Origin of the sequence: Burkholderia sp. Bp9142 (assembly GCF_003853415.1) — a bacterium.
GTDB lineage: Bacteria > Pseudomonadota > Gammaproteobacteria > Burkholderiales > Burkholderiaceae > Burkholderia.
Genome location: NZ_QTPP01000023.1, coordinates 44816 through 70269, shown reverse-complemented (window position 1 = coordinate 70269; position 25454 = coordinate 44816). Strand labels below are relative to the sequence as shown.

The 25454-nt window shown below is 62.9% G+C and carries 23 protein-coding genes; 8 read left to right on the top strand and 15 right to left on the bottom strand.

Features of this window, described 5'->3' with window-relative positions:
• Positions 1–71: 71 nt before the first annotated feature.
• The 5 genes from DIE22_RS23800 to DIE22_RS23780 form a co-directional block, all read right to left on the bottom strand.
• Positions 72–908, bottom strand: a complete 837-nt coding sequence (locus DIE22_RS23800; RefSeq protein ID WP_124501103.1) for a response regulator — start codon at positions 906–908, stop codon at positions 72–74.
• 143 nt (positions 909–1051) lie between these two features.
• On the bottom strand, positions 1052–3022 hold the full coding sequence (locus DIE22_RS23795; RefSeq protein ID WP_124501102.1) for an acyl-CoA synthetase: 1971 nt from the start codon (positions 3020–3022) through the stop codon (positions 1052–1054).
• A complete protein-coding gene (locus DIE22_RS23790) occupies positions 3019–3975 on the bottom strand; it encodes a fumarylacetoacetate hydrolase family protein (RefSeq protein ID WP_124501101.1) in 957 nt (318 codons plus the stop codon). Before DIE22_RS23790 ends, DIE22_RS23795 begins: the two co-directional genes overlap by 4 nt.
• Before the next feature lie 35 nt (positions 3976–4010).
• Positions 4011–5081, bottom strand: coding sequence for a VOC family protein (locus DIE22_RS23785; protein ID WP_124501100.1), 1071 nt, complete (start codon positions 5079–5081; stop codon positions 4011–4013).
• Positions 5082–5090: 9 nt separating this feature from the next.
• Positions 5091–6761 carry a bifunctional 3-(3-hydroxy-phenyl)propionate/3-hydroxycinnamic acid hydroxylase gene (locus tag DIE22_RS23780; RefSeq protein WP_124501137.1) on the bottom strand — a complete coding sequence of 557 codons (1671 nt, stop codon included), beginning with the start codon at positions 6759–6761 and terminating at the stop codon, positions 5091–5093.
• A 162-nt stretch (positions 6762–6923) separates the two neighbouring features.
• Here DIE22_RS23780 and DIE22_RS23775 point away from each other — a divergent pair, with 162 nt between their 5' ends.
• Positions 6924–7670, top strand: coding sequence for a TetR/AcrR family transcriptional regulator (locus tag DIE22_RS23775; protein ID WP_124606223.1), 747 nt, complete (start codon positions 6924–6926; stop codon positions 7668–7670).
• Positions 7671–7715: 45 nt separating this feature from the next.
• Here DIE22_RS23775 and DIE22_RS23770 read toward each other — a convergent pair whose 3' ends face one another.
• The 8 genes from DIE22_RS23770 to DIE22_RS23735 form a co-directional block, all read right to left on the bottom strand.
• A complete protein-coding gene (locus tag DIE22_RS23770) occupies positions 7716–8441 on the bottom strand; it encodes an OmpW family protein (protein WP_124501098.1) in 726 nt (241 codons plus the stop codon).
• Between the two features lie 55 nt (positions 8442–8496).
• Positions 8497–9543: an amidohydrolase family protein gene (locus DIE22_RS23765; protein ID WP_124501097.1), complete on the bottom strand. Its 1047-nt coding sequence runs from the start codon at positions 9541–9543 to the stop codon at positions 8497–8499.
• A gap of 133 nt (positions 9544–9676) precedes the next feature.
• Positions 9677–10690, bottom strand: a complete 1014-nt coding sequence (dmpG, locus tag DIE22_RS23760) for a 4-hydroxy-2-oxovalerate aldolase (protein WP_124501096.1) — start codon at positions 10688–10690, stop codon at positions 9677–9679.
• An 11-nt stretch (positions 10691–10701) separates the two neighbouring features.
• Positions 10702–11649, bottom strand: coding sequence for an acetaldehyde dehydrogenase (acetylating) (locus DIE22_RS23755; protein WP_124501095.1), 948 nt, complete (start codon positions 11647–11649; stop codon positions 10702–10704).
• Positions 11646–12455, bottom strand: a complete 810-nt coding sequence (locus DIE22_RS23750) for a 2-keto-4-pentenoate hydratase (RefSeq protein WP_124501094.1) — start codon at positions 12453–12455, stop codon at positions 11646–11648. The genes DIE22_RS23755 and DIE22_RS23750 overlap by 4 nt, the downstream gene beginning before the upstream one ends.
• A 25-nt stretch (positions 12456–12480) precedes the next feature.
• Positions 12481–14244 (bottom strand): bifunctional 3-(3-hydroxy-phenyl)propionate/3-hydroxycinnamic acid hydroxylase, encoded by a 1764-nt coding sequence (locus tag DIE22_RS23745; protein WP_124606222.1) that lies wholly within the window; start codon positions 14242–14244, stop codon positions 12481–12483.
• Entirely contained in the window at positions 14241–15251 is a 1011-nt protein-coding gene (locus DIE22_RS23740; protein WP_124606221.1) for a VOC family protein, read from the bottom strand. The genes DIE22_RS23745 and DIE22_RS23740 overlap by 4 nt, the downstream gene beginning before the upstream one ends.
• Before the next feature lie 15 nt (positions 15252–15266).
• Entirely contained in the window at positions 15267–16157 is an 891-nt protein-coding gene (locus DIE22_RS23735; RefSeq protein WP_124606220.1) for an alpha/beta fold hydrolase, read from the bottom strand.
• Positions 16158–16284: 127 nt separating this feature from the next.
• Here DIE22_RS23735 and DIE22_RS23730 point away from each other — a divergent pair, with 127 nt between their 5' ends.
• On the top strand, positions 16285–16992 hold the full coding sequence (locus DIE22_RS23730) for a TetR/AcrR family transcriptional regulator (RefSeq protein WP_124606219.1): 708 nt from the start codon (positions 16285–16287) through the stop codon (positions 16990–16992).
• 59 nt (positions 16993–17051) lie between these two features.
• Here DIE22_RS23730 and DIE22_RS23725 read toward each other — a convergent pair whose 3' ends face one another.
• A complete protein-coding gene (locus tag DIE22_RS23725; RefSeq protein ID WP_260426744.1) occupies positions 17052–18137 on the bottom strand; it encodes a GntR family transcriptional regulator in 1086 nt (361 codons plus the stop codon).
• Positions 18138–18320: 183 nt separating this feature from the next.
• Here DIE22_RS23725 and DIE22_RS23720 point away from each other — a divergent pair, with 183 nt between their 5' ends.
• The 6 genes from DIE22_RS23720 (at position 18321) to DIE22_RS23695 (ending at position 24091) form a co-directional block, all read left to right on the top strand.
• Positions 18321–19244, top strand: a complete 924-nt coding sequence (locus tag DIE22_RS23720; protein WP_124501089.1) for an amidohydrolase — start codon at positions 18321–18323, stop codon at positions 19242–19244.
• Between the two features lie 34 nt (positions 19245–19278).
• Complete coding sequence (locus DIE22_RS23715) at positions 19279–20649, top strand: NAD-dependent succinate-semialdehyde dehydrogenase (protein ID WP_124606218.1); 1371 nt, start codon at positions 19279–19281, stop codon at positions 20647–20649.
• A gap of 27 nt (positions 20650–20676) precedes the next feature.
• Complete coding sequence (locus DIE22_RS23710; RefSeq protein WP_124606217.1) at positions 20677–21102, top strand: cupin domain-containing protein; 426 nt, start codon at positions 20677–20679, stop codon at positions 21100–21102.
• A 15-nt stretch (positions 21103–21117) separates the two neighbouring features.
• The gene (locus tag DIE22_RS23705; protein WP_124606216.1) at positions 21118–22191 is read left to right on the top strand and encodes an isocitrate/isopropylmalate dehydrogenase family protein; all 1074 of its coding nucleotides are present in this window, start codon (positions 21118–21120) and stop codon (positions 22189–22191) included.
• Positions 22192–22365: 174 nt separating this feature from the next.
• Positions 22366–23664, top strand: a complete 1299-nt coding sequence (locus tag DIE22_RS23700) for an MFS transporter (protein ID WP_124606234.1) — start codon at positions 22366–22368, stop codon at positions 23662–23664.
• Positions 23665–23797: 133 nt separating this feature from the next.
• Positions 23798–24091, top strand: a complete 294-nt coding sequence (locus DIE22_RS23695; RefSeq protein WP_124606215.1) for an antibiotic biosynthesis monooxygenase — start codon at positions 23798–23800, stop codon at positions 24089–24091.
• A 100-nt stretch (positions 24092–24191) separates the two neighbouring features.
• Here the strand turns inward: DIE22_RS23695 and DIE22_RS23690 are convergent, their stop codons facing one another.
• Complete coding sequence (locus tag DIE22_RS23690) at positions 24192–25418, bottom strand: porin (RefSeq protein ID WP_057927415.1); 1227 nt, start codon at positions 25416–25418, stop codon at positions 24192–24194.
• Positions 25419–25454 lie beyond the last annotated feature (36 nt).

The window sequence follows — 25454 nt, the reverse complement described above, 5'->3', positions numbered from 1 at the left end:
GGCAAGCAGCGCGTAAAGCAACAGGCGTGTGCGGTCGGACAAGACGCATGCTCGCCGGTGTTCCGGGGCTACTACTTTGAGTCCTTGCCCACCCGCATTTCGTCGCTTGTTCCGCCACAATCCTGTCCAAGGTGTCTCTTCCGCCAACGCGATGGGCTAACGCCAAGTTGTTCCCGAAATGCGGTGGCAAAATTGGCCGCGCTCGAGAAGCCAATCTCGTCGGCTACATCCGAGATACTCATCGATGTCGTCGAAAGAAGGTGCATAGCGGTGCGCAATCGCGTCTCGCGCAAATACTCGAATACCGTCTGCCCCAAGCAATCGCGAAAAATCCGGGACAAGCGCTTTTCGTGGGTGCCGACGAGGTGTGCCAGTTCGTCAAGAGCTGGTGACTTACGCAAATCATGCAGTAGGATTCCGATTGCAGCGCGTACCAAATTGGAGTCCGGATTATCCGGTAGTTCGGGCACGTTTCGAGGCTGCCGATCGCGACTGGAGCGCTTAATATGATTTCGAATTCGAACGATGACCTCTGCCGGCTCGAACGGCTTTACGATGTAGTCGATTGCTCCCGTTTCAAGCCCGGCAAGACGGTCCTCGAGCGCACCCGCGGCGGTCAGAATTACAACTGGAATAGTCTGCGTCGACGGCGTCGAGGCCAACAATCGGCAGACGGCGAAGCCGTCCATCCGGGGCATGCGGACATCCATCAGTATCAGGTCCGGCGAAACTGCCTGCGCACGGTGATAGGCCTGTGAACCATCAAAGGCGACACTGATCCGGCAACTGGTAACTCGCAAGAGTTCGATCAGGAGCCGCAAGTCGCTCGGACGATCGTCGACGATAAGGACGTGTGCTCCGCTGAGGTCCATCACCGAGCGAAGTGAGATTGACCATTGTGATGACATGGTTTGCCAACGGGCGTGGAAAAACAGTTATAGCGGTCGCCGGCGCCCTGAAACGGGACGTGCTATCGGCTTCCGTCAGGCCCGCCTAATCGCCTCACCGACCTCCAACTAGAAACGGCCGGTGCAGCGAAAGGCGGCCGGCATCATTCGGTCCTACTCGTCAGATCCACGCCTGACCCAGCCGCAGTTATCGAAAAACGAAACGGGAAGCGTCCGAGAATCGATTTCGTCTGTCCAGCGTTCGATTCTTCAAATAGAGAGAGACATAGCGAGCCATCTTCGCTAATACTCAGCTCTACGGGATTGATCCCATTTGCGGCTAGCGCATCCCGGACGGCGTCGAGAGTCTCGCGTCGCTTCAACTCCGGCTTGAAAGTCTTACCTACAGCCGTTAGCGGTATTGCATCGACGATATGGATGCGTTTGGGCAACGCTGCCCGTTCGCCGATGGATTCCCGCATGAAAGCAACCAGTTCGTCCTCGGTTGCGCGCATACCCGCCTTCAATTGCACGTAGGCGACCGGCAATTCCCCCGCGTGAGTGTCTGGCCTCCCGACCGCCGCCGCGATCTGCACGGCGGGGTGGCGATGCAGCGGCTCCTCGATCGTGGCTGGATCGATGTTGTGGCCGCCGCGAATGATTAGTTCCTTTCGCCGTCCAGTCATCCAGAAATAGCCTTCTGCATCGCGCCGCGCCAGATCGCCTGTATTGAGCCAGCGCGCACCGTCGCCGAGGTCGAGCCATAGGCCTTCGTTTTGTGCGGGTTGCGTATAACCGGCAAATACGTTCGGCCCCGAGATCAACAGCAGCCCGGTCTCGCCTTCCGCGCAGTCCCGTACGTAAGCGCCGCGGTCATCCACGATCACGGCTTTCATCGCTTGGCCCGGAATCCGCAGGCCGATCGACCCGAGCCGGCGTTCTCCGGCCGGCGGGTTGACGCTGCTGACGCACGCGCCCTCGGTCAGCCCGTAGCCTTCAAGGACGCGCACACCAGTACGCGCCTGGAACGTGCGAAACACCTCGACAGGCATCGGCGCCGCGCCGCATAACCCGTACTCCAGCGAACGAATGTTGCGGCCCTCGACCGGCACGTCGAGCAGCGTCGAATACAGCGTCGGCACGGCGCTGAAGAAGTTGATCCGGTGATGCTCGACGATTTCCCAGAAGCGGGAGATCACACCATCGCCGCGATAACCTTGCGGCGTGCCGAGCACGACATGAGCGCCACGCGAGAAAGGGACGAGCCCCGTGACCATCGCCGCGTTCACGTGAAACAGCGGTAGACCGCAAAACAGCGTCTTGCCGGGGCCGATACCGGTACCCAGGACCTGCCCCATGCTCCATGCATTGGCAACTTCGTTGCCGTGTCGCCGCATCGCGATCTTCGGCAAACCCGTCGTCCCGCCGGTGCAGAAGAACGATGACAAGTCGTTCGCATCAAATTCGCGACGGCTCCCCAGCGACGCGCCCGATTCTCGAGCAATCGACGTCGCGAAATCGTGAATCTCGATGTGTGCTGGCACGGCACCGCGCACATCGTTGCGCCCGTGAAGTCGCCGACATTCGCGGCGCTGCATGACTCGTGCGGCAAGACCGCGCCAGCCTCGCACCTGCCCCGCGAGATCGACGAGCAACAGATGCCGCAACGACGGCACCTGCTCCAGCACTGGCTGGATCTTCGGCCAAAGGTCCGTGCCCGGGAACGGCGCCAGCGTAACCAGTACCCGGGCGCCGGCGGCGTTCAGCAGCGATGCGATCGCGGCCCCTTCCAGCAATGGGTTGATCGCACAGACGATGCCTGCGGCCTCGCCGCCCCAGATCACGAAATGCGTTTCCGGCAGATTCGGCAGCACGTAGGCCACGACCGACTGGCGGTCGATGTCGAGACGCGCGAACAGGTTCGCGGTTCGCGTGATGTCGCGCAGCAGTTCCGCATAGGTCCAGCGCAACGGTTTGCGATGGTCGGCCGTACGCAGAAAGAACGACAACGCCGGCGCAGACGGATCGATCGCCGCCCCCTGACGGATCATCTCGTAGGTGCTGGCAGGCAGATCGGCCGGTGGCCCCTGCGTTTCGATCGCAATGACGTCGGCTTCGGTAGCGATCGGGTTCATGCGACCTCGTCGACGACACGGTTGCGTTGTACACCGAGGTCGATCGAACCGTCGTGGCTCGCAATCCGTGCTTCCACCAGATCACCCGGCTTGAGGTACTGGCGCCTGCCGGCCTGCACCTTCGTGAACATTCGCCATTTCATCGGCTCGGGCAGCAGTGCCGCGACCCGCTGCTTTGCCGGCGACGGGATGCTGAGTGCGCACCCCGACGGCGTTCCGGTCGCGAGCAGATCGCCGGCGTGCAAATCGTGAAGGCCGGACAGTTCAGCAAGCGTCTCGGCCGGACCATAGACGAGATTTGCGGTCGAATCGTTCTGGCGCACCTCTCCATTGACGCTCAGAGTCAGCTCCAGGTTGCGCAATTGCGCCATATCGCGCGCGTCGAGCAGGCACAGATACGGACCGACCGGGCCGAAGGTCCGATAACTTTTGCCTTTGTAGAACTGCATCTGCGGAATCTGGACGTCGCGTGCCGAATAGTCGTTGACGATAACGGCGCCGGCGACGTACTCGTGCAGATTGCTGGCGGCAATCTTTTCGCGTGACGTGATGTCGCGCCTGAGGACGAGCCCCAGCTCGATCTCGTAGTCGAGAAAACGCACGTGCACGGGCCGCACCACGTCCGCGTTCGCCGGCACGATACAGCCGGGCGCTTTCGTGAAGATCATATTGAACGCCTTCACGTCCGGATCCATCCCGGACTCGATCATGTGTTGCCGGTAGTTCGCACCCTGGCAGACGAACTGCTGGTTGCGCGTGACGGGCGACAGCCACTCGACGTCAGCCTCGGCGATCGTTTCACCACTCAGGCGAGCCAGATCGTCGATGCGGCATGCGCGCACGAACGCGGCCGTCGTCTCGAACGCGCCTGGTATTGGAGTGATCCAGCCACTTCTCACCACGCCCCAACGTGCACGACCTTCGTGCAGGTAATGTAAAACATGCAGTGCCATGAAAACGCCTCGCTCAATATGTCTGAAATCGAATGTCACGCGAAGAGCTTTGCGAGAGTGCGCAATTTCGCGAATGTCAAATCGGGGCTTCGGCGCAGATTGCGCACGAGCGCCGCGATGCTTGACGGCGTCAGCTTCGGCTTCGTGAAGCTGCGTGGCATAGCAGGCCCCCACTGCGCCATTGCCTCCCGGCTGACTGCATGGATACCCATCGGCATGTCGGCCGTAAACAGGTCGCCGTCACAATAGTGTTCGTGCTTGTCGCCCCAGGGGTCCTGCCAGTAATCGAATATCTGGCTGCCAAGAATGTGCCGGCCGATTCCCCATGCATGTTCCCAGCCGCTCTCCCGCAGCACGCGTTGACCACCGCCGATCGCGTCTGCGTCCACCAACTCGAACGCACTGTGGCTGTACAACGGCGCGAACCCCTGAGCGAGCGCAAGCGTATGGTGATCGGCAGGTCGTGCGCCGAGGTCGAGACGCATGAAGGTGACAGCCGGCGACCCGTCCGGCAGCACCTGCACGTCGCTCGGAATGAAGCCGAAGTGGTGCGTATACCACGCACATGTGGCCTGGAAATCCGCTAGCTCGAGCACCACGTGCCCAAGGCGAATTACTTCGGATGGGCCAGCGGGAGGGCGCTGCGTCTCATTGATCCGCACGGCGGCATCCACGGAATTCACCGCAAGCGGCGGGCGGTGCGACAAAGCGCCCGCGAGCGCCCGTCCGGCGACCGCGTCGACACGAAACCCCGACGGATCGGCGAGCTGCACGCGATAGCCACCACCCGGCCACAATGCCCGCTCGATACCAGACGCACCCGGCACGCATGCCAGCCTTTCGAGCGCCGACAATCCGTCGACTTCGAGACCGAAGCCGACGAAGCGAGGCTTCTCGGCCCATCGCACCGCATAGCAGAACGGTGTCGCCGCGGTGCCCCTGAGAAAGATCCACTCGCTGTCCCGCGATACGGTGCGCAGCCCGAAGTCGTTCAGAAATTTCTCGGCCCGGTCGAGATCGGGACGTTCAAACAACAGGTAGGCCAGTGCCGACGCCTTGGTCGTCGGATTCGAATGGCGAGCCGGTTGTGCGGTCGTGAGCTTCATGCGTAACCCTCAGGCGGACGGACGGGTGGACGGAATGGACGAGGCCGATACACCGGTCGGTGCGCCGATCAGCGACAGCGCCTCGCGTACGATGCGGTTCGCGTCGGACGCGGGACCGTCGTGCAGGATCGTCTTGTCGGGTCGCACCACCGTCGCCCAGCCAAATGGCACCGCGCGCGGCATGAAGACCCCTTCGAGATCTTCCCAACAACACCGTTCAGCGCGATGCAAGCGCTGCCCTCGATGCGCGATCTGGACGACCGCGCCGCCCGCGGCCTTCAACGCCGTAAGCACCGCCGGATCAAGCATGGCACCCACGTCGGCGCCGAACCCGATCAGCACGACACGCGCGCCGAACGCATCGTCGCTCAGCCTAAGGTCGCCATCGCGACCCCGCACCCAGCCCTGGGGAAGCACCGCGCCCCGCGCGAGTCGCGTTTTCGAACGACCGGGAACGAACAGGCCGCGACGAAATGCGTTCTTCGGCTTGATGCCGAGTTCGTCGAAATGCACACGCAGTGGCGGTACGAGCCGCATCAGCCGCATCAGGCCATGCGTCGCCAACGCGACGCCCACATTGCGCGGCATCACCAGCTTGCCCATCAATTTCGCGAGGCCGATCATCGCCGTCACGTGTGGACGCCGCTCCTGATCGTACGTATCGAGAATGCGTGGCGCGGCACGTCCCTGAATCACCGATGCGAGCTTCCAGCACAGGTTCGCGGCGTCGCGCAAGCCCGCAACGAGCCCCTGCCCGACAAACGGCGGCGTGATATGCGCGGCGTCGCCGGCAAGAAACACGCGCCCCTGGCTGAATGCCTTTACCGTCCTGGCGTGGAAGCGATAGACGGCCTTGCGCTCGATCTCCATGTCGTCAAGGCCGCCCCATGGGGCGAGCAATTGGCGAATACGGGTATCGGACTCCATCTCGGCACGCTTTTCACCGGGACGCAGCATGAATTCCCAGCGCTCGCGCGCTCCGGGCGCCGTCATATGCGGCGTCGGCCGACGGTGATCGCAGATGAATTCGACGTGATCGATCGGCTTGCGCACGTGGCGCGCATCGACGATCAGCCAGTCTTCCGCGAACGTCTTGCCGTCGAACGCCTGGCCGATTAGTTGCCGTACGAGCGAGCTCGCGCCATCAACGCCGACGACGTAGCGTGCGCGCACGTGATGACGATTCGACTCCGCAGTTTCCAGCACCGCAATGACATGGTCGCGCTGCTGATCGAGCCCGGCGAGCGTCGTACCGAATGCAGTCTGCACCGTATCGCAGGCGGCGAGCCGCGCTCGCAGACAACGCTCGAGATCGGGCTGGTAGAAGGTGACCAGCTTTGGGTGGCCGTCGAGACTGCCGAGCGTGTTGACTCGCCCGAATTCGCCGAGCCAAGGCGACCTCATGCGCACGTACGGGATTGCAACGGTCTCGAAGTCGGTATCGGCGACTCCGGCGAGCTGCAGAATGCGCAGCGCCTCGTTGTCCAGCGCGATCGCGCGCGGTGCCGTGAATATCCCCGTGGCCTTGTCGATCACCAGCACGCGGACGCCATCGCGCCCCAGCAGGTTAGCGATCGTCGCGCCCACGGGCCCGCATCCCACGACCAACACATCGACGCTCGACGGTAGCGCACAAGCCCCCGCACCCGCCGTGCCGACGTCGCCACCGTCCCGCCCCATCCCGATTGCTGAACCCGCTGCCACCATCGCTCCGTCTCCGTTCGACACAGACCGCGACAGTGATTCGCCGCTTACATGACATTAAAGTCATGATTGATAATTTTGTCAATTATGATGTTTGAACGTATACTCCAAACCAGATCCAATCTGGCGGAATACCCTATGTCGAATGCTTTATCCCGGAAGACCGGCACCTCGCCTGCTGAGGTCACGGCCGACAAATCCCCCCCGGCACGCGAACCTCGCGGCGCGCGGCGCAAACGCGAAACTCGGTTGCGGCTACTTGAAGCCGCACTGCGGCTGATGGCGGAAAAAGGCATGGAGGGCGTGGCGATCAATGAAATCACCGAAGCGGCAGACGTCGGGTTCGGCTCCTTCTATAACCACTTCGAATCAAAGGAAGCGATTCACGCTGCATTGTCCGAGTGGGTGTTCGACGAATTCGCCGATACGTTGGATCGTCTCGGTGCCAACCTGACCGATCCAGCAGAAGTGATTGCTGTGTCCGTCCGGCACACGCTTCTGCGCGCGCGGCGCGAGCGGGTCTGGGGGCGTTTCCTGATCCGCGAGGGCTTGTCTGCCCGAATACTGACACGAGGTTTAGGCCCCCGACTCGAGCGTGATCTGCAAAAGGGAATCCACGCAGGCCGCTTCGGCGTGGACGATCCATTGATGGCACTCGTTTCGGTCGGCGGAACGGTGCTTGTGGCAATTGCCGCCGAACTGAATTTCGGCGCGGGCGACGAATCGGCCCCGGACATACTCGCTGCGATCGGCTACAGCAGGGATCGATTCGCGGAACGCGCTGCAGCAGCGGTGCTGCAGACGCTAGGTATTTCGCGTGACGAGGCGATTCAAATTGCGAATCTGCCGCTACCAAACGTGGCAGTGGAGTCCGCACCCGAGTAAAAAGCTCGCCAGAGCGCGGATGTTCCCTCAAACGCACGGCTTCTGTCAGAAGCGATAGCCAAGCGACACGAAAGTGATGATCGGATTGATCTTCACTTTCGTCGTGCTCGTGACGGTACCGACCGGGGAACGTGTCGTGAGCGTAGCTTTTGTGGACAGCCACACGTATGCAGCCGACACGCCGACTGACCAGTGCGAATCGATGTTGTACGTCAGCCCTGCATTGACTATCGGCGCAAACGACTTACTGAGCGAGACAGAAGTCGGCCCTTCAAGGCGCGTGCCGAGCGTCGGCGAATAGAGGAATTGGCCAGTTGCAACCTGGTTGCTCAAGTCGATGCCCTTGAACCAGACGTACGCTCCACCCGCGCCGACATAGGGCCGGAAACGTGCTGACGGTTCACCAAAATGGTATTGTGCAAGGATCGTTGGGCTCCACGCGTGTGCCGTCCCGAGCTCTCCGAGTCCCGCGAGCGTCCCGGTACCGTTGAGATGCAGCTTCGGCGGAACACCCAGTATCGTCTCTAGCGCAATATGATCCGTGATGAAATAGGTTGCCGTGAAGGCAGGCGTATCGGCATCCGACACGCTGGCGCCGCTTCCCGCGACCGTGCTCGAGTGACCGAGCGCATTGACCGTCATCGGCTGACTGGAATCCTGGGGGGCAAGGTGCAGCCAGCCGGCATTAATCATCCATTGCCCTGCCGATTGCGCATGTGCTGCGGGAATAGCCGCGATCGACAAGAGAATTGCCGCGCTCGTACGCTTCATGACGTCTCCGAATGTTGTGATAAGGGCGCTTCTGTTTTTGTGGGGCCGACAGTGCTCAGCGATTCCTGAGCCGGTCGATCAGTCGGACGCTCGCGCCAACGGCGGCCCGCCTCAGTGATATCAGTGGCCCGACCTCGCGCGTCGGCGCGCTGGCAACCGCTCCACCCAAGCGGGAAAACAACCGAAGTGCATTTCCGGTATCGATCTCCAAACGCGCGTCGGCATGCCAGATGGGAGAATGCTCAAGGGCGTCGCATTGCATTGCCGTCGCCGGTGCGGGCGCAAACGGGAAGTCGCTTCCGAACAGGATTTGCGACGGGCCGACCAGTTCACGCAGCGCCGCCTGCGGAAACGCAGCGGGCGAAAGCGCGGTATCGAAATAGAATCGACGGATGTAGGTCAGCATCCCGGCTGGCATGGCCGATACGAACTCTGGAAGCAGATTGGCGAGGGAGAGTCTCCACGCGACGTACGGAAGAAAGCCACCCGCGTGCGCGAGAATCCAGCGGATATTCGGGTAACGTTCGATCGTCCCGGTCAGGATCAGGTTCAGGGCCGCCCGTGTCGTGTCGCACAGGAACTCGATCAGGAAACCGGGCGCGATTAGTCCGAGCTCCTCGCTCGACCGATGCAAGTTGGGATGCACGAACACGACCGCACGCCGGCGGTCGAGTTCCGCCATCAACTCGTCGAATTCGGACGAACCCAGGAACCGGCCTTCCGTACTGCCGAGTAGGACGATGCCGTCGGCTTTCAGTACGTCGAGCGCATGGATGGCCTCTTTGCATGCGTGCTCGGTAAACGGCATCGGCAGCACGGCAAATGAGCCGAAACGATCAGGGTACCGCTCACGCAATTCAGCAGCGTATTCGTTGCACGCACGAGCAAGCGAACATGCATCTTCAAGGTTTCCGAAATAGACACCCGGAGCCGAGATCGACAGCAATGCGACCCGAATCGCATTCGCATCCATCACGTCCAGCGACGCATGTTCGCTCCATGCCGGCAACTCAGCGCCCGCAACCTTTTTCAGACCATGCCTGGACATGGCTGCCTGATAGACCGGTGGCACGAAGTGGTGATGAACATCGATACGGTTCATCTGATTCTCCAATCATTTACCATTAGATATGCACTACAAATTATTTTTATTGTTCGTGTGTTCATGATCGATCGTTGGCGCGCGCCTGTCCGATCGCGCCGCCCGCGTGAGCGGGCTGCATGAACCTATGCCGCTATACGGATTCCCTCAAAAGATCCAGTGCGACGTCAACGATCATGTCCTCTTGGCCGCCGACCATTCCGCGGCGGCCGAGCTCGACGAGTATGTCCACTGTTTTGAGGCCGTACTTCGCCGCGGCCCGTTCCGCGTGACGCAGGAAGCTCGAATACACGCCGGCGTAGCCCAGTGCGAGCGTCTCGCGATCCACGCGCACCGGACGATCCTGGAGCGGTCGCACGATGTCATCCGCCGCGTCCATCAGACGGTAGATGTCGGCGCCGTGTCGCCAACCCAGACGGCTCGCGGCCGCGACGAATACCTCAAGCGGTGCATTTCCGGCGCCAGCGCCCATGCCAGCGAGGCTTGCATCGATCCGGTCGCAGCCCTCTTCCACCGCGACAATCGAATTCGCGACACCGAGGCTCAAGTTGTGATGCGCGTGGATGCCCGTCTGCGTTTCTGCCTTCAGCGTGTCCTTGAATGCCCGCATCCGGTCGCGGATGTCATTCATGTTCATCGCACCACCGGAATCCACCACGTAGCAGCAGGTGGCACCATAGCTCTCCATCAGCCTTGCCTGTTCGGCCAGCGCTCGAGGGGCCTGCATGTGGCTCATCATGAGGAAACCCACGGCCTCCATCCCGAGTTCCCGCGCATACTCGATATGCTGGCGGGAAATATCGGCTTCGGTGCAGTGGGTGGCGACACGAACGATTCGCGCACCGGCATCGTATGCAGCTCTCAGGTCGTGTACCGTGCCGATTCCTGGTAGCAGCAGTGTCGCGACCTTCGCATGCGTGACGGCACTAGCCACGGCTTCAATCCATTCAACGTCGGTATGCGCGCCGAACCCGTAATTGAAGCTGCCGCCTTGGAGTCCGTCGCCATGCGCGACTTCGATCGAATCCACACCGGCCGCATCGAGCGCCGCAGCGATCTGTCTGGCTTGCGCGAGGCTATACTGATGACGAATTGCATGACTGCCGTCGCGCAACGTCACGTCCGAGATATAGAGCTTCTTGTCCATCAGGTCGGAACTCACTGTTGATTGGCCACTAGACGGGCCGCGACCCGTTCTGCCGTTGCCTTAGCTGCACTCGTCATGATGTCGAGGTTGCCTGCATAAGACGGCAGGTAGTGCGCGGCGCCCTCCACCTCGAGAAGAATCGAGGTCTTGAGGCCGACCATCCGTTCGCCGACGCCGGGTATCCGGATTGGCCTGTCTGCCTCGATGCGATCGAACTGAACACGTTGCTTCAGGCGATACCCGGGTACGTACGACCGAACGGCTTCCGCCATCGCCGTCACCGAGTCCGCGATCTCCCGTTCGTCGGCAAAATCGCTGAGCGTGTACACCGTATCGCGCATCATCAGCGGCGGCTCGGCCGGATTGAGCACGATGATTGCCTTCCCTTTGACCGCGCCACCTACCACTTCGATTGCCCGTGACGTCGTCTCGGTGAATTCATCGATGTTGGCACGCGTGCCCGGCCCAGCACTCTTGCTCGAGATGGATGCGACGATCTCGCCGTAGTGCACTTTCGCGACCCGCGATACCGCAGCGACCATGGGAATGGTGGCTTGACCACCGCAAGTCACCATGTTGACATTTAGCTCATCGAGCCGGTGTTCTCCGTTCACAACCGGAATGCAGTACGGCCCGATCGCCGCCGGCGTCAAGTCCACGACGCGAATACCGGGTTTGACGGTGCGCAGGAATGCATCGTTATGCGTATGTGCCGTGGCCGACGTCGCGTCAAAAACGATATCGATTTCGCTGAACACCGGCATGCGAGTAAGTCCTTCGACACCCTCATGCGTCGTCGCAACGCCCAGGCGCGCCGCCCGCTGCAGTCCGTCCGATGCCGCGTCGATCCCCACCATCGCGCCCATCTCGAGATGGATGCCGTGGCGCAGGATCTTGATCATCAAATCGGTGCCGATATTCCCGCTGCCGATAATGGCGACTTTCAATTTCTTGCTCATCGATCCAGCCCTCGTCCGATACGGCAGCTAACACTGCCCAGCGCGCCGATCTGCGCATGAATCGCGTCTCCTGCAACAACTGGGACCATCGGACCCAGCGCGCCCGATAGAATCACGTCGCCCTCACGCAGGATTTGCCCGCGCTGCGCCATCATTCGGGCCAGCCAGTACACCGCACGTACCGGATGACCAAGGCATGCTGTACCCGTTCCGGTCGAAACGGTCTGTCCGTGGCGAGTCATCGACATGCCAAGTTCCCCAAGGGAAATTCCTCCGAGTGAGACTGGCTGATTCCCGAGCACGTAGAGACCGCAGGATGCGTTGTCAGCGACCGTATCCTCGAGTGCGATCCGCCAATCCGAGATCGCGCTGTCGACGATTTCCAGTGCGGGCAGTGCATAGGCGAGTGCCGAAAGCACTTGCCCATAACTCGGCGCTTCATCTGCTATGTCTCGCCCGACGACGAACGCCACTTCCGCCTCGATCTTCGGTTGCATCAGTCGGCTCAGCGGCACCTCATCGCCATCCAGATATTCCATGTCATCGAACAGCACGCCGAAATCGGGCTGATCGACCCGCAATTGCTGCTGTACCGCAACCGACGTCAGACCAACCTTCTTGCCGATGATTCTCCGGCCATCGGCGACCCGGACAGCTGTATTGAGTTCCGCGACGGCATACGCCGCTTCGAGACCGGCAATGCCGAACCGCGCGGCGATCGGGTCGATCGGCGTGCGTGTTTCGCGTGCATTACGCAGTGCGTTCGCAGCCGCCTGAACGGCTGCTTGGTCGAATGAATGGGACATGGAAGGGGAAACCTGAAATCGTGGATCAAGCCGCTCGGGCGACGGCCGGCGAGGTCTTTGAAGTGCGGGCGAATTCATCGCCCGCTCCTGATCGGAATCCGAGTTGATCTCGAAGCTGCCGAATCGTCTGGTCGAGTTCGCCGACGGGAACGACAGCAAACGCGAAACGGTCGGGTCTCAAAATGGCAACGGCTTCCGTTCTGAAACCTGCCTTCCCGAACCACGCGATCATCTCCCCTCCGATATCCTCGACTTCAGCGACCCCGATCGTGTTGTCCCGATTGACACTCTCGAGCCCCTGCGGGCGGCCGCCGTATGGGTACATCGTGACGCTGCGGGCCGAGAGTGCACTGAGGGTCGCCCGCGACACATCATTCATGCAACGGGATGGATCGACGTTCAGTCCGATCAGCGCAAAACCATGGCCGAGCAGATCATCCAGTTTTCTCCGGTCGCCGTTAAAAAGACGCACCTCGGGTTGTGGAACCAACGCCCCCTCGGGGCCACGCCGGTGACGACGCGGCAAACCCAAGTAGGCGTTCTTTCGATAAACGGGCATCGGCTTGAAGCCGCCCTCCTGAAACCAGCGCCTGAGCGGCGGAATGGCGCGAATGATGCCGAGCGAGGCGTCCCGCAGCAGCGTTGCGGACAGACTGCGCGCCGACACGACGTCCTTGAGAAGGACGGACGTATCGATCATTGCCTTCGCATGTGCATGTCGTTCCGACTGGTACGTGTCGAGCAACGCCTCGCCCGCGAGGCCCCGCAATACAAGGTCGAGCTTCCAGCCGAGGTTGTAGGCATCGCGAACGCCCGAACTTGCACCCTGCCCCATGAACTGCGGCGTCATGTGGGCGGCATCGCCGCCGAGCAGCACGCGTCCGACCCGCCACTTCGACGCGATAAGCGCGTTGAACGTATAGACGAGTTTGCGCTTGACCACGAACTGGTCGGGGTCGACAAACATAGAAAGATATTTCCTGACCGTTTCCGGTCGCTCCATGTTTTCCTTCGTTTCACCCGGCATCAGCATGAATTCGAACCGGTGGAATTTACCCGGCTGAACACAGCTCACGACTGGCAGCTTCGGATCAACGACAAAATTGAAATACGGCAGGTGACGCAACGCGTCGGTTCCCGGCTTGCGTTCGAGGTCCACCACGAGCCACGGTTCCGGAAAGCTCTTGCCGGACATCTCGATGCCAAGCTTCGTGCGAACGATGCTCCGGCCTCCATCGGCGCCCACTAGATAGCGCGCCCGTAGCGTCCTGATATCGGAGTCGCCATCCACGCGCGCGAGGGCGTCAGTACTGTCACTGAACCGCGCTTCACGTGTCGTCTGATGCGTAACGCTCACACTGTCAGTGTCCTGTACGAAATCGACAACCTCTCGGCCGCGGCGCACCTCGACGTTGGGGTAACGTGCGAGCGTCTCGGCCAGCGTCGTCTCCAGGTAAGGCTGGTAAAAGAAGTTGATCACCGGCCAGCCGAATGGCCGCTTCCGCGGCATGTACTGAGTAAGCGGCGTGCCGTCGCGTCGAACGAGTTGGACCGGTGTCTCCATCATCATCCGCGACTGCACCTCGTCAACCACATTGAGATGCTGAAAGATCCGCATGCACTCGTCGTCTGTATAGACGGCTCGTGCGTTGCCGTAGAACACGGGTTCACGTTCGAGCACGACGACTTGGTGACCGGCCTGGCCAAGCATGTGCGCGAGGATGAGGCCGGTCGGTCCCAATCCTACGATCGCGACATCGCACGCATCATTCGGATGCGTTCCGTTCATGACTGCTCTCCTTGTACAGAAAATTCCGGACGCACCAGGGAAGCGAGCGCGCGACGAACACGGCCGAGCCTAACTCCCAGGTTGAGGTTTTCGGGACGATGCCCCCACAGACTGATGCCCTGATAAACCGTCGGCCGCCACGTCCGCTCGTCGACGACGATTGGATTCCATCCGAGTTCAATCTCGAAACCCGATGGCGTCTCGACATAGAAAGAAAGTTCGCGATCGTTTGGATGCTGGCCGATCGCATTGGCGATTGGATAACCCATCGCACGGCACCGCAGATAGGCCTGCGTCACATCGTCGATCGACGCGCACTGGAGATTCATGTGGTGAATCTGCGTGCGCAGCGGATTCAGGCGAATGCCGCGCGTCGATGCAGTCGCGAACGAATGGTGTCGTTCGTTGAATCGCAGGAAGGCGAAATCGAGGTTCAGACCGTCGATCTTGTCTTCAATTTCGTCGGACAGGCGCGCATCGAACACCTCCTTCCAAAACGTCTGCATCACTTCGGGTTGCCGGGTCGTCACGGCGACGTGCCCCATCCCGGAAGCGCCGGTCACGAAACCCGTAGCCTTCATTTGCAGAGGTTGTTCGCCAAAAACTGCGGTCGTGAACAGTTCGGTGCGCAGTTTCTTCGGACCCGCGAAGTACCAGAACCGCTCCACGCCACGCATCGCGGCCTCATCGCGGCTCCCTTCGGCGACGCGAATCCCCCGTGCGGACATGCGTGCGATGGCAAGCTCGAGCGCAGCCTCGTCATCCAGTTGCCATCCGATCGCAATGACGTCTTCCGCTGCGCCGTCGCGAATAATCAGGCGGCGCTGATGCGCATCAATTCGGCATGCGACGACCCGCGTATCGGATGTATCGACATGCAGACCAAGCCCCTCGGACGCGAACGTCGACCATTCGCGAAGCCGGACCGATTCGGCCAGCAGGTAGCCCATTCGCACCCGGCCGAACAGGCTGTTTATGGTTGGCCGCGGACTAACGATAGTAGGCATGACATCACACTCCGCTTATCGAGACGCGGCTGCGCGTGCCTTGGCATCGCTCTGCGCCAGGAACGCCAGCACGGCGGCATTGAATTCGTTCGCCCGCTCCCATTGAACCCAGTGACCGGTATTGCTGAACATATATGAGTCGCAGTTCGGCATGCGTTGCTGGAGCGCACGCGCGCCGCTTGGACGGTTGACCTTATCGTCAGCTCCCCACAACACGAGTGTCGGATTGCGCACCGACGCCAGTCGCGCGTCTCGCGTGAAGTCGATCTTGCTGAACTTTGGAATACCCTTCGGGCCAAGCAGCGGGGGGCTCGCGACGACCTCCGGGTCGATACTGGCCTGAAAGCGCTCCTGGATCACAGCTTCCGGCACGAGGTTACCGTCGAAGACCAGATCACCTCGAATGAACTCAGTGAGTTTCTCGAGGCTCGGGCCGGAGCCCTTGTAGTAGTTCAGCAAACGCTTGAGGCCAGGAGTCGGAATCTGCCGCGTCGTATTGACGCCGCCCGGCCCCATCAGCACCAGTCGATCGATCGCATTGGGCCGCTCTAGCGCCATGCGCAACGCGCAGGCCCCCCCGAGCGAATTCCCGATCGCATGCGCATGTCGGACGCCGAGCGCATCGAGCAACCCGAGCATGCTCGCAGCCAAGTCGCCGAATGGATCGCTGCGATCGACACCCTTGGTCGACTTGCCGTATCCGGGCATATCCGGCACCAGCACCCGGTAATGACGAGCAAGCGCTTCAATGTTGCGCGCGTAATTCGACACACCCGATGCACCCGGTCCGCCACCATGCAGCATCAGGACGGCGGGCCCTTCGCCCGCTTCCGCTAGAAAGATTCGCCGGGCGCCGACCCGAACGGTGCGCTGGTTCATTGCATGCGTGATGGACGGGATATCCATGGCGTCGATTGCTCCTGATTTCGCGAGGGTTGATTCATTGTAATGAGATAGTTGTCATTATGACAATACTATCGTTTTTACCTACCGATGACTCTGACGCCCCTCGTCCGCACCATATAATCGGCACATGAGTGAATCCACGACCATTGACCATCGGACCCGCGTGGCGGCCCAACGCCGCGAGCGGATGCGTGCGCGGCTGATCGAAAGCGCGATGCTGGTTTTTGCAGAAAAAGGGGTCGGTGCCAGTGTCATCCAGGACGTCATTGCGGCAGCCGATGTGTCGCAGGGCACCTTCTACAACTACTTCCGAACGAACGAGGAACTACTCGAGGCGGTGACACAGGAACTCAACAATGAGTTGCTTCGCCTGATCGAGACGGAAGTAGGCGCGTACGAAGATCCGGCCCGAAGAATCGCGTGCGGCGTGCGGATGTTTCTTCATGCCGCACGCGCCTATCCACTGCTGGCCCGGTTCATTTCAGCGGCCGGCCTGCATGCCGCCGGCCCCAGCAGCCTGATATACGTGTACCTACCGGTCCACATCCAGCAAGGACTGGCGGCCGGCAGGTTCCAGGGCGTCACGGTCGAGCTGGCGCTCGACGTGATCGCCGGAATCGCGCTGACCACAATCCAACGCTTCACCGACAACGGTGAAATGGCTGAAGAGCCCGAACAAATCGTGGCAGCAATTCTGCGGGGCTTGGGTGTTGAAGGAGAGGAAGCGCGGACGCTTGTGCTTGGCGAACTGACACCGATCACGCCGCCTGAAACGTCCTTACTAGAGCGCGGCCGCATGCGCGCGGAGAAGGAGCCCGACGCCGAGTCGGCGTGATTGCGCGAGCGCATTTGCGCTAAAGATCTGCGCTGGACCTCAATACTTGGCGGCACATATCAACCGGAAGTCTTCTCCCGCACCGCGTTGTGCAGATGCAACTTCATGAAATCGGCCGCCGCCTCGCGCTGATCGGTGATCAACAGATCGATCAGCGTCAGGTGTTCGCGACATCGACGCTCCGCCTGGTCGCGATCGACCGCTTTGCGGTACTCCATCAGGCGACGCAACCGGTCGAGACGACGCAGGCCGTCGAGGATGAAGACATTGCCCGAACACGCGGCGATCGTCTCATGCAGCCGGCTGTTCGCATCGAACAGCGCGGCCGGCGACGCGGTGCGCGCGCCGCCGTTCGCGAGCGCTTCCTGCTCGACGCGGCAGCGCATCAGCGCATCGCGGTCGACGCGGAACGTCGGCTCGAGGATCCCCGCCGCCTCGATCAGAAGCCGGTACCGGTAACCCTGTCGATAGGTCTCTGCGGACGTCAGCACCGACTGGAACATCCAGCCGTGCCCCGGCCGTCGTTCGATCCATCCCTCCTGCACCATCCGGCGCAGGATCGCGTTCAACTGCGCGCGCGTCACGCCGTAGCGGCGCATCAGCTCGTTCTCGGTCACGCGATCGGGGAGCTTGCCGGCGAGCCGGTCCTCCGCGATCGACAGGTAGGTGTCTTCGTCCGCGGCGGTGTCCGCCAGCTCCGGTGAATCGACCGCGTCGAGCGGCGCAGCGCTTTCGGCGACCGCATAACCGCCGTCGGGATGCGGCATCACGACCGCGCGAGCGGCCAGCCGCTTCAGCGCCTCGCGCACCGGCGAGCGCGACACGTTGAACTGCTCCGCCAGCGAACGCTCCGGCAAACGCGTGCCGGGCGCCATGCCGGAATTGGAAATGTGCTGATGAATGTTCGACGCGAGCACGTCGGCGAGAGCGCGGGTCATGGCGAATCGGATCACGAAAGACGACCGCATCGTACCACAGCCACCACATGGTCTTATGCGACTACACCAGACCACAAATCCCACCATGTAGGCAGCGACAAAACGAGCGACACATCGTCCCTTAGCTGGCGAATTTCTGGAAATCTCCCCGTCCACATCGAATAGACCCAGGAATCGGCGTTTACCCTCGCCGGTACTTTGAAACATCAAAAAACACTTTACATGGTCTTTTGAGTTCGTAAAATACCAACCATTCCAACCAGCACATCGTTCAAGGAGATCCATGTGCAGCGCAGGCAACTACTCGGCGCAAGTCTCGCGGCAATCGGCGGCCTTGCGCTGTCACGCGCGGGTTCGGCCGCCTCGTCATCCGACAGCGCGGGAGCAGCGATGAACGTCGATCCGCAGGACTACCCGACTCGCCCACTCGCGGCGCTGCCGTCGGGAAGTTGCGACTGCCACGTGCACCTGTTCGACGCGGCGCGCTTCCCGTTCGCGCCGAACCGCTCGTACACGCCGGGGAGCGCACGCGTCGCCGACCTGCTCGCGTTCGAGTCGCGGCTCGGGATCGAGCGGATCGTGCTGGTCCAGCCGAGCGTGTACGGCACCGACAACGCAGCCCTGCTCGCGGGCCTGCGGGAACTCGGGCTGCATCGCGCACGCGGCGTCGCGGTCATCGATCCTCACACCGCAACGCATGCCGAACTACAGGCGCTGCATGACCAGGGCGTGCGTGGCATCCGGCTGAACCTGCAGGTGCGCGGCGAGCGCGACCTGTCCGTGGCGTCGGCCCAGTTGCGGCGCGCGTCCGATGTGGTCGCGCCGCTCGGATGGGCAGTCCAGATCTATGCGGACCTGGACGTCGTCGCGGGTCTCGCGTCAGACATCACCCGACTCGACGCCCCCGTCGTGCTCGACCATTTCGCGGGCGCGCGCGCCGACAAGCTGCTTGGCCAGCAGGCCGCGTTCGCGACCGTCGTCGATCTCGTGAAGCACGGCAACGCGTACGTGAAGCTGTCCGCGCCGTACCGCGCATCGCGGCAGGCGCCGCAGTTCGACGATCTCGCGCCGATCGCACGCGCGCTGATCGACGCGCGCCCCGATCGGATGCTGTGGGCGTCGGACTGGCCGCACACCGGCAGCGCCAGCAGCCGCGACGGCGATCTCACGCGCATCGAACCGTTTGGCCGCGAAGACGCCGGCGGCGCGCTGAACCAGTTGCTGGGATGGACGGATGCCGCGGCGCTGCGTCAGCGGATCCTCGTCGACAACCCAGCGCGGCTCTATCGCTTCGCCGAACGACCGGCCACCTGAACCCTTCCTCTCCACGAACACGGACACGAACACCATGTTTCGCACCTTGAATCCCGCCACGGAAACCATCGTGGCCACCTTCGACGCCGACTCGCCCGCGCGAATCGAGCAGGCACTTGCCGACGCGAGCACCGCGCAACGTCGCTGGGCGCGCGAACCGCTCGCCGTGCGCGCCGCGACCGTCGCACGCATCGGCGACGTGCTGCTGCGCCGCAAGACCGAGCTCGCCGCGCTGATCACGCTGGAAATGGGCAAGCCGATCGCCGAAGCGGAAGCCGAAGTCGACAAGTCCGCGTGGACGTGCCACTTCTACGCCGAACACGCGGCGCAGTATCTCGGCGACGAAGCCGTCGCGAGCAACGCGAGCGAGAGCTTCGTCGTGTACGACCCGCTCGGCGTCGTGCTCGCGATCATGCCGTGGAACTACCCGCTGTGGCAGTTCATCCGTTTCGCGGCGCCCGCGCTGTGCGCGGGCAACGGTGCGATCCTGAAGCACGCCGGCAACGTGCCGCAATGCGCGCTGGCGATCAACGCGGTATTCGCCGACGCGGACGTGCCGGCCGGCCTCGTCGCGTCTCTGCTGATCGAGCCGGACCACGTCGCTCGACTGATCGACGATCCGCGCATCGCGGCGGTCACGCTGACGGGCTCGACTGCGGTCGGCAAACTAGTTGCGTCGCAGGCCGGGCGCGCGATGAAGAAGCAGGTGCTCGAGCTCGGCGGCTCCGATCCGTTCATCGTGCTCGCCGACGCCGATGTCGAGGCGGCCGCGAAGGCCGCGGTGAAGGCCCGTTTCTCGAACACCGGCCAAAGCTGCATCTCGTCGAAGCGCTTCATCGTCGACCAGAAGATCGCAGATCGCTTCGTCGAGCTGTTCTGTGCCGGCGTCGCGCAACTGAAAGTGGGCGATCCGACCCAACGCGACACCACGATCGGACCGATGGCGCGCGCGAACCTGCGCGACGAACTGCATCGCCAGGTCGAGCGGACCGTCGAGGCCGGTGCAGTACTGAAGGCAGGCGGCGAGCCGCTGCCCGGCCCCGGCTTCTTCTACGCGCCGACGGTGCTCGACCACGTCGCGCCGGACATGGCCGCCGCGTGCGAGGAGACGTTCGGCCCGGTGGCCGCGATCCTGCGCGTCGACGGCATCGAGCAGGCGATCTCGCTCGCGAACGCGACGGAATTCGGGCTCGGCGCCGCGCTGTGGACCACCGACCTCGACGCCGCGCGCCAGCTCGTGCGCCGGATCGAAGCGGGCGCGGTGTTCGTCAACGGCCTGGTCGCATCGGATGCGCGGCTGCCGTTCGGCGGGATCAAGCAATCCGGCTACGGCCGCGAGCTCGGTGCTGCCGGCATTCGCGAATTCACCAACATCAAGACGGTCTGGTTCGGTCCGGCCCGCTGAATTTACGATTCGACTCAGGAGTCCTTCATGACGATCATGACGCCTTCGGGCGCAGCGCTGCTGCAACCTGACAACCTGCCGACCTACGATCGCGGCGGCGGCGCGAGCACCATGCCGCTGGTCGGCAAGTCCGTCGGCTCGGACAGCTTCATCACCGGCTACACGTCGTTCGCGCCGGGCGTCGAAATTCCGTTTCACAGCCACAACTGCCAGGAAAGCGTCGTGCTCGTCGAAGGCGACGCGATCCTCGACATCGACGGGCTCGAATACCGGCTCAAGCCGCTCGACACCACGTTCATTCCGCCGAACGTGCCGCACCGCTTCCGCAACGTGTCGAAGACGGCGCCGATGAAGATCCTGTGGATCTACGCACGCACCGACGCCACGCGCACGCTCGCCGACGGCGGCGAGACGCGGGCCGTATCGGCCGAACACCAGACTTCCTCGAAATAACCGGATCGAATCATCATGCGCATCCTCGTTCTCCCCGGCGACGGCATCGGCCCCGAAATCATCGCGGCATCGATCGACGTTCTTGACAAATCTGATCGCCTGTTCGATCTCGGCCTCCAGTACGACTACGAAGACGTCGGCTTCGCGAGCCTCGACAAGCACGGCACGACGCTGCGCCCCGACGTGCTGGAAAAAGCCAAGAGCTACGACGGCCTGATTCTCGGCACGATCTCCCACGCCGACTACCCGCCGCCCGCGCAGGGCGGACGCAACGTGTCGGCCGCGTTCCGCTGCGATCTCGACCTGTATGCGAACGTGCGGCCGTCGCGCACGCGGCCGTTCCTCACGTCGAACATGCGTGAGGGCAAGCAGATGGACCTCGTGATCATGCGCGAGGCCACCGAAGGCTTCTACCCGGACCGCAACATGCACCTCGGCTGGGGCGAGATGATGCCGTCGCCGGACATGGCGCTGTCGGTGCGCAAGATCACGCGCCACTGCAGCGAGCGGATCGCGCGCCGCGCATTCGAACTCGCGATGAAGCGCAAGAAGAAAGTGACGGCGATCCACAAAGCGAACAGCTTCCACATGACCGACGGCCTGTTCCTCGAATCCGTGCGGCACGTGGCGAAGGACTTCCCGGAAGTCGAGCTCAACGACCTGCTCGTGGACGCGTCGACGGCGCATCTGGTCCGCGCGCCGGAACGCTTCGACGTGCTCGTCGCGACGAACTTCTACGGCGACATCCTCAGCGACCTCGCCGCCGAACTGTCCGGCAGCCTCGGTCTCGGCGGCTCGATCATGGCCGGCGATGACCTGTGCTGCGCGCAGGCACAACACGGCTCCGCGCCCGACATCCAGAACCAGGACAAGGCGAACCCGACGTCGATGATCCTGTCGGTCGGCATGCTGATGCGCTGGATCGGCGAACACCGGAGCAAGCCGGCGTTCATCGCCGCGGCCGATGCGATCGACGCAGCCGTCGATGCGGTGCTCACGAACCCCGACACGCGCACCGCGGATCTCGGCGGCACGATTGGCTGCAACGCGTTCGGCAAGCAGGTCGCCCACGCACTGCGCGCCGCCTGAGCCAACGGGAAGCCGAGCGGGCCGTACGACCGCGGCCCTGACGACAACACACCGGAGACACATTCGACGATCGCCGCGACCGGGCCGATGCGCATGCGATGGCGCATCTCGCCCGGCAGCGCTGCGCCTGTGCACGTCGGGATCGTCGAAGAATCGATCATGCATTCCGAATCAATGACGATTGACACGGCATCCGTTCCCGACGCGAACCGGCAAGCCGTCCGGCAGCGTGCACTGCGCAAGAACGCGTGGCGCCTGCTGCCGCTGCTGACGCTCGCGTTCGTCTTCAACTATATTGACCGCACGAGCGTCGGCTTCGCCGCACTCACGATGAACCACGAGCTCGGGCTGACCCCGACGCAGTTCGGCTGGGGCGCGGGCATCCTGTTTGCCGGCTATTGCCTGTTCGAGATCCCGAGCAACCTCGCGCTGTACCGCTACGGGGCGCGCCGCTGGCTCGCTCGGATCATGATCACCTGGGGCATCGCGGCAACCGCGACGGCGCTCGCGCAGGGGCCGGCCAGCTTCTACGTGCTGCGCCTGCTGCTCGGCATTGCCGAGGCCGGCTTCTTCCCGGGCGTCACGTTCTTTCTCGCATGCTGGTTCCCCGCGCAGTACCGCGTGCGCGTGCTGGCGCTGTTCATGCTCGGCGTGCCGCTGTCGTCGGTCGTCGGCGGCCCGATGTCGGCGGCGCTGCTGAGCCTGAATGGCGTCGCCGGGCTGCACGGCTGGCAGTGGATGTTCATCGTGCAGGGCCTCCCCGCGGTACTCATCGGCATCGCGGTGCTCGTCTGGCTGCGCGACGATCCGAAGGATGCGTACTGGCTCACGTCCGACGAGCGCAGCGAACTCGTCGCGATGCTCGCCGAGGAACCGCGCGAGAAGCCGAAGAAGGCGCTGTTCGCCGCGCTGAAGGACGGCCGCGTGCTGCTCCTCGCGGCGATCCAGTTCGGCTTCGTACTCGGTTCGTACGGCGTCGGCATCTGGCTGCCGATCATCCTGAAGAGTCACGGGCTCAGCCTCGCATCCATCGGGTTGCTGTCGACCGTGCCGTATATCGCCGCGGTGGCTGGAATGATGATCTGGGCGCGCGCGGTTGACCGCAGCGGCCGCAAGATATTCCATCTGTGCAGCGCATGCCTGTTGGGTGGGCTCGGTCTCGCGCTGTCGGCCGTCGCAAACGGCGTGGTGCTGGAGATGGTCGGCCTCAGCCTCGCGGTGGTCGCGGTCAGTTCTGCCCGCGCAATCTTCTGGACGATTCCGACACGCTTTCTGACCGGCGTCGCGGCAGCGGGCGGGCTCGCCTTCATCAACTCGATCGGTACGCTCGGCGGCTTTGCCGGCCCCTACCTCGTCGGCTTCCTGAAGCAGTCGACCGGCTCGTTCGCTGCCGGGATCTGGGCGATGGCGGCGATTCTCGCGGTGTCCGCCGCGTTGTCCGTGTCGCTGAAGCTGCTGATCAGGAAGGCGTGACGTCATTTTCGGCTTCGCGGGAACCGCATGCGACCACCGCGCAGCCGACTTCCGGTATCGTTGCCGGATGCGCCGTCCACGGCGCACGTCGCATCACGATCCGTTCGCATCATTCACCCCCAATGGAGCATCAATGATTCTGGAAATGGCATCGCTCGACATCGATCCGTCGCAGGCCGAGCAATTCGAAGCGGCGGTTCGCCAGGCACTCCCGCTGTTCGCGCGTGCGCGCGGCTGCGGCGGCGCCGAGCTGCACCGCGTGATCGAGCGCAGCGGCGGCTACCTGCTCGTCGTCAAGTGGGACACCGTGGACGACCACATGGTGCATTTCCGGCAATCGGACGACTTCCAGGCATGGCGACAGCTGGCGGGCCCGTTCTTCAAAAGCCCGCCGAAAGTCGTGCATACGGAAGTCGCGGTCAAGTAATCGCCACGGTAAAAAACGGGTCGGGCAAACGCCCGCCCCGTGTCACCGGCACGCCGCCGAAACCCGGCTTTACGCGCGCCGTTCCAGTCGCCCCGCCTGTTCAGAACCTGTGACGCAACCCGATCCGCAATGAAACCTGCTTGTCGGTCGCGGACGGCGTCAACCCGGTAATCTGCGCAACCGCCGGCTGCCCGAGCGAATCCGTCCCGCTCGCCTTCTCGAACACGGCAACCGTATAAACGTCCGTGCGCTTCGACAGGAAATAGTCGACACCCGCGCTGAACAGGTTGTAGTTCGCGCCGCCCTTGCCGCCGGCACCGCCGTTTCTCGTGTAGTCGTAGGCGACACCGGCCTGCAACGACGGCGTGAACTGGTATTTCGCGTTGATCTCGACGTTGTTGAACGCCGCGGTGCCCGCGTAACGCAGCGCATTCGGCCCCGACGCGGAGCCTAGCCCCTCGAAGCGCGTATTCGAATACGCGAGATTGACGCTGAGGGCGGCCAGCGTCACGCCCGCTCCGACGCCGGCGATTTCGAGCCGGTTCGCGGACGCATAGCCGGCGAACACGGGGTTGCTCTCCGGCGCACTCGCGCTGCCGGCGCTGCCGAGGTTGTTGCTCGTCGCCGGGCCGGCATTCGGATTCGCGCCGAAGAACGACGTGTTCGGATTGCGGACGTTCAGGTAGCCCGCGCCGATCGAAAACGGCCCCGCCGCATACGACGCGCCGGCACCCCAGATCCAGTTGGTCGAGAACGACCCGGCGGTGCCGCCGAGATTCATCAACGCTTCGAGCGTCAGCCCGCGGTAGCTGGCGCTGCGGAACTTGATCGAATTGTTGATGCGGCGCGTGTTCAACGCATTGTCGAGGTCGCCCGGATGCGAGGTCATGTAGCCGCCCCACTGCGGCGCGGCGAGGAACGGCCCATAGAAGTCGACGACGGGATCGTACTGCCGCCCGAGCGTGACCGTGCCGACCGGATGGCTCAGGCCGACATACGCCTGCCGCCCGAACATCGCGCCGCCCTGGTTCAGCACGCCGTTGTTGCTGTAGAAACCGCTCTCCAGCACGAACAGTGCCTTGAGACCGCCGCCGAGATCCTCGCTGCCCTTGAGCCCCCAGCGGCTCCCCTGCAGGCCAGCCGACCCGCCTTCGATCATCGCGATCTGATGGCCGCCGACCGGGCCTGCCGCCGTCCGTGCCGTCTGCACGTTGCTGGTGTAATTGATGCCGCTGTCGATGATCCCGTACAGCGTCACGCTGCTTTGCGCCAGCGCGATCGCCGGCACTGAATTCAGTACAACCAAGCAAAATGAAAGCTTCTTCATCAATCGATCTCCTCTTTCGGTTATATGTCCCGGCTC

Bases quoted from the DNA above. Each gene is read 5' to 3' on its own strand.
- DIE22_RS23800 (WP_124501103.1), bottom strand. From the start codon at position 908: ATGTCATCACAATGGTCAATCTCACTTCGCTCGGTGATGGACCTCAGC.
- DIE22_RS23795 (WP_124501102.1), bottom strand. From the start codon at position 3,022: ATGAACCCGATCGCTACCGAAGCCGACGTCATTGCGATCGAAACGCAG.
- DIE22_RS23790 (WP_124501101.1), bottom strand. From the start codon at position 3,975: ATGGCACTGCATGTTTTACATTACCTGCACGAAGGTCGTGCACGTTGG.
- DIE22_RS23785 (WP_124501100.1), bottom strand. From the start codon at position 5,081: ATGAAGCTCACGACCGCACAACCGGCTCGCCATTCGAATCCGACGACC.
- DIE22_RS23780 (WP_124501137.1), bottom strand. From the start codon at position 6,761: ATGGGGCGGGACGGTGGCGACGTCGGCACGGCGGGTGCGGGGGCTTGT.
- DIE22_RS23775 (WP_124606223.1), top strand. From the start codon at position 6,924: ATGTCGAATGCTTTATCCCGGAAGACCGGCACCTCGCCTGCTGAGGTC.
- DIE22_RS23770 (WP_124501098.1), bottom strand. From the start codon at position 8,441: ATGAAGCGTACGAGCGCGGCAATTCTCTTGTCGATCGCGGCTATTCCC.
- DIE22_RS23765 (WP_124501097.1), bottom strand. From the start codon at position 9,543: ATGAACCGTATCGATGTTCATCACCACTTCGTGCCACCGGTCTATCAG.
- dmpG (WP_124501096.1), bottom strand. From the start codon at position 10,690: ATGGACAAGAAGCTCTATATCTCGGACGTGACGTTGCGCGACGGCAGT.
- DIE22_RS23755 (WP_124501095.1), bottom strand. From the start codon at position 11,649: ATGAGCAAGAAATTGAAAGTCGCCATTATCGGCAGCGGGAATATCGGC.
- DIE22_RS23750 (WP_124501094.1), bottom strand. From the start codon at position 12,455: ATGTCCCATTCATTCGACCAAGCAGCCGTTCAGGCGGCTGCGAACGCA.
- DIE22_RS23745 (WP_124606222.1), bottom strand. From the start codon at position 14,244: ATGAACGGAACGCATCCGAATGATGCGTGCGATGTCGCGATCGTAGGA.
- DIE22_RS23740 (WP_124606221.1), bottom strand. From the start codon at position 15,251: ATGCCTACTATCGTTAGTCCGCGGCCAACCATAAACAGCCTGTTCGGC.
- DIE22_RS23735 (WP_124606220.1), bottom strand. From the start codon at position 16,157: ATGGATATCCCGTCCATCACGCATGCAATGAACCAGCGCACCGTTCGG.
- DIE22_RS23730 (WP_124606219.1), top strand. From the start codon at position 16,285: ATGAGTGAATCCACGACCATTGACCATCGGACCCGCGTGGCGGCCCAA.
- DIE22_RS23725 (WP_260426744.1), bottom strand. From the start codon at position 18,137: ATGTTTCAAAGTACCGGCGAGGGTAAACGCCGATTCCTGGGTCTATTC.
- DIE22_RS23720 (WP_124501089.1), top strand. From the start codon at position 18,321: ATGAACGTCGATCCGCAGGACTACCCGACTCGCCCACTCGCGGCGCTG.
- DIE22_RS23715 (WP_124606218.1), top strand. From the start codon at position 19,279: ATGTTTCGCACCTTGAATCCCGCCACGGAAACCATCGTGGCCACCTTC.
- DIE22_RS23710 (WP_124606217.1), top strand. From the start codon at position 20,677: ATGACGATCATGACGCCTTCGGGCGCAGCGCTGCTGCAACCTGACAAC.
- DIE22_RS23705 (WP_124606216.1), top strand. From the start codon at position 21,118: ATGCGCATCCTCGTTCTCCCCGGCGACGGCATCGGCCCCGAAATCATC.
- DIE22_RS23700 (WP_124606234.1), top strand. From the start codon at position 22,366: ATGACGATTGACACGGCATCCGTTCCCGACGCGAACCGGCAAGCCGTC.
- DIE22_RS23695 (WP_124606215.1), top strand. From the start codon at position 23,798: ATGATTCTGGAAATGGCATCGCTCGACATCGATCCGTCGCAGGCCGAG.
- DIE22_RS23690 (WP_057927415.1), bottom strand. From the start codon at position 25,418: ATGAAGAAGCTTTCATTTTGCTTGGTTGTACTGAATTCAGTGCCGGCG.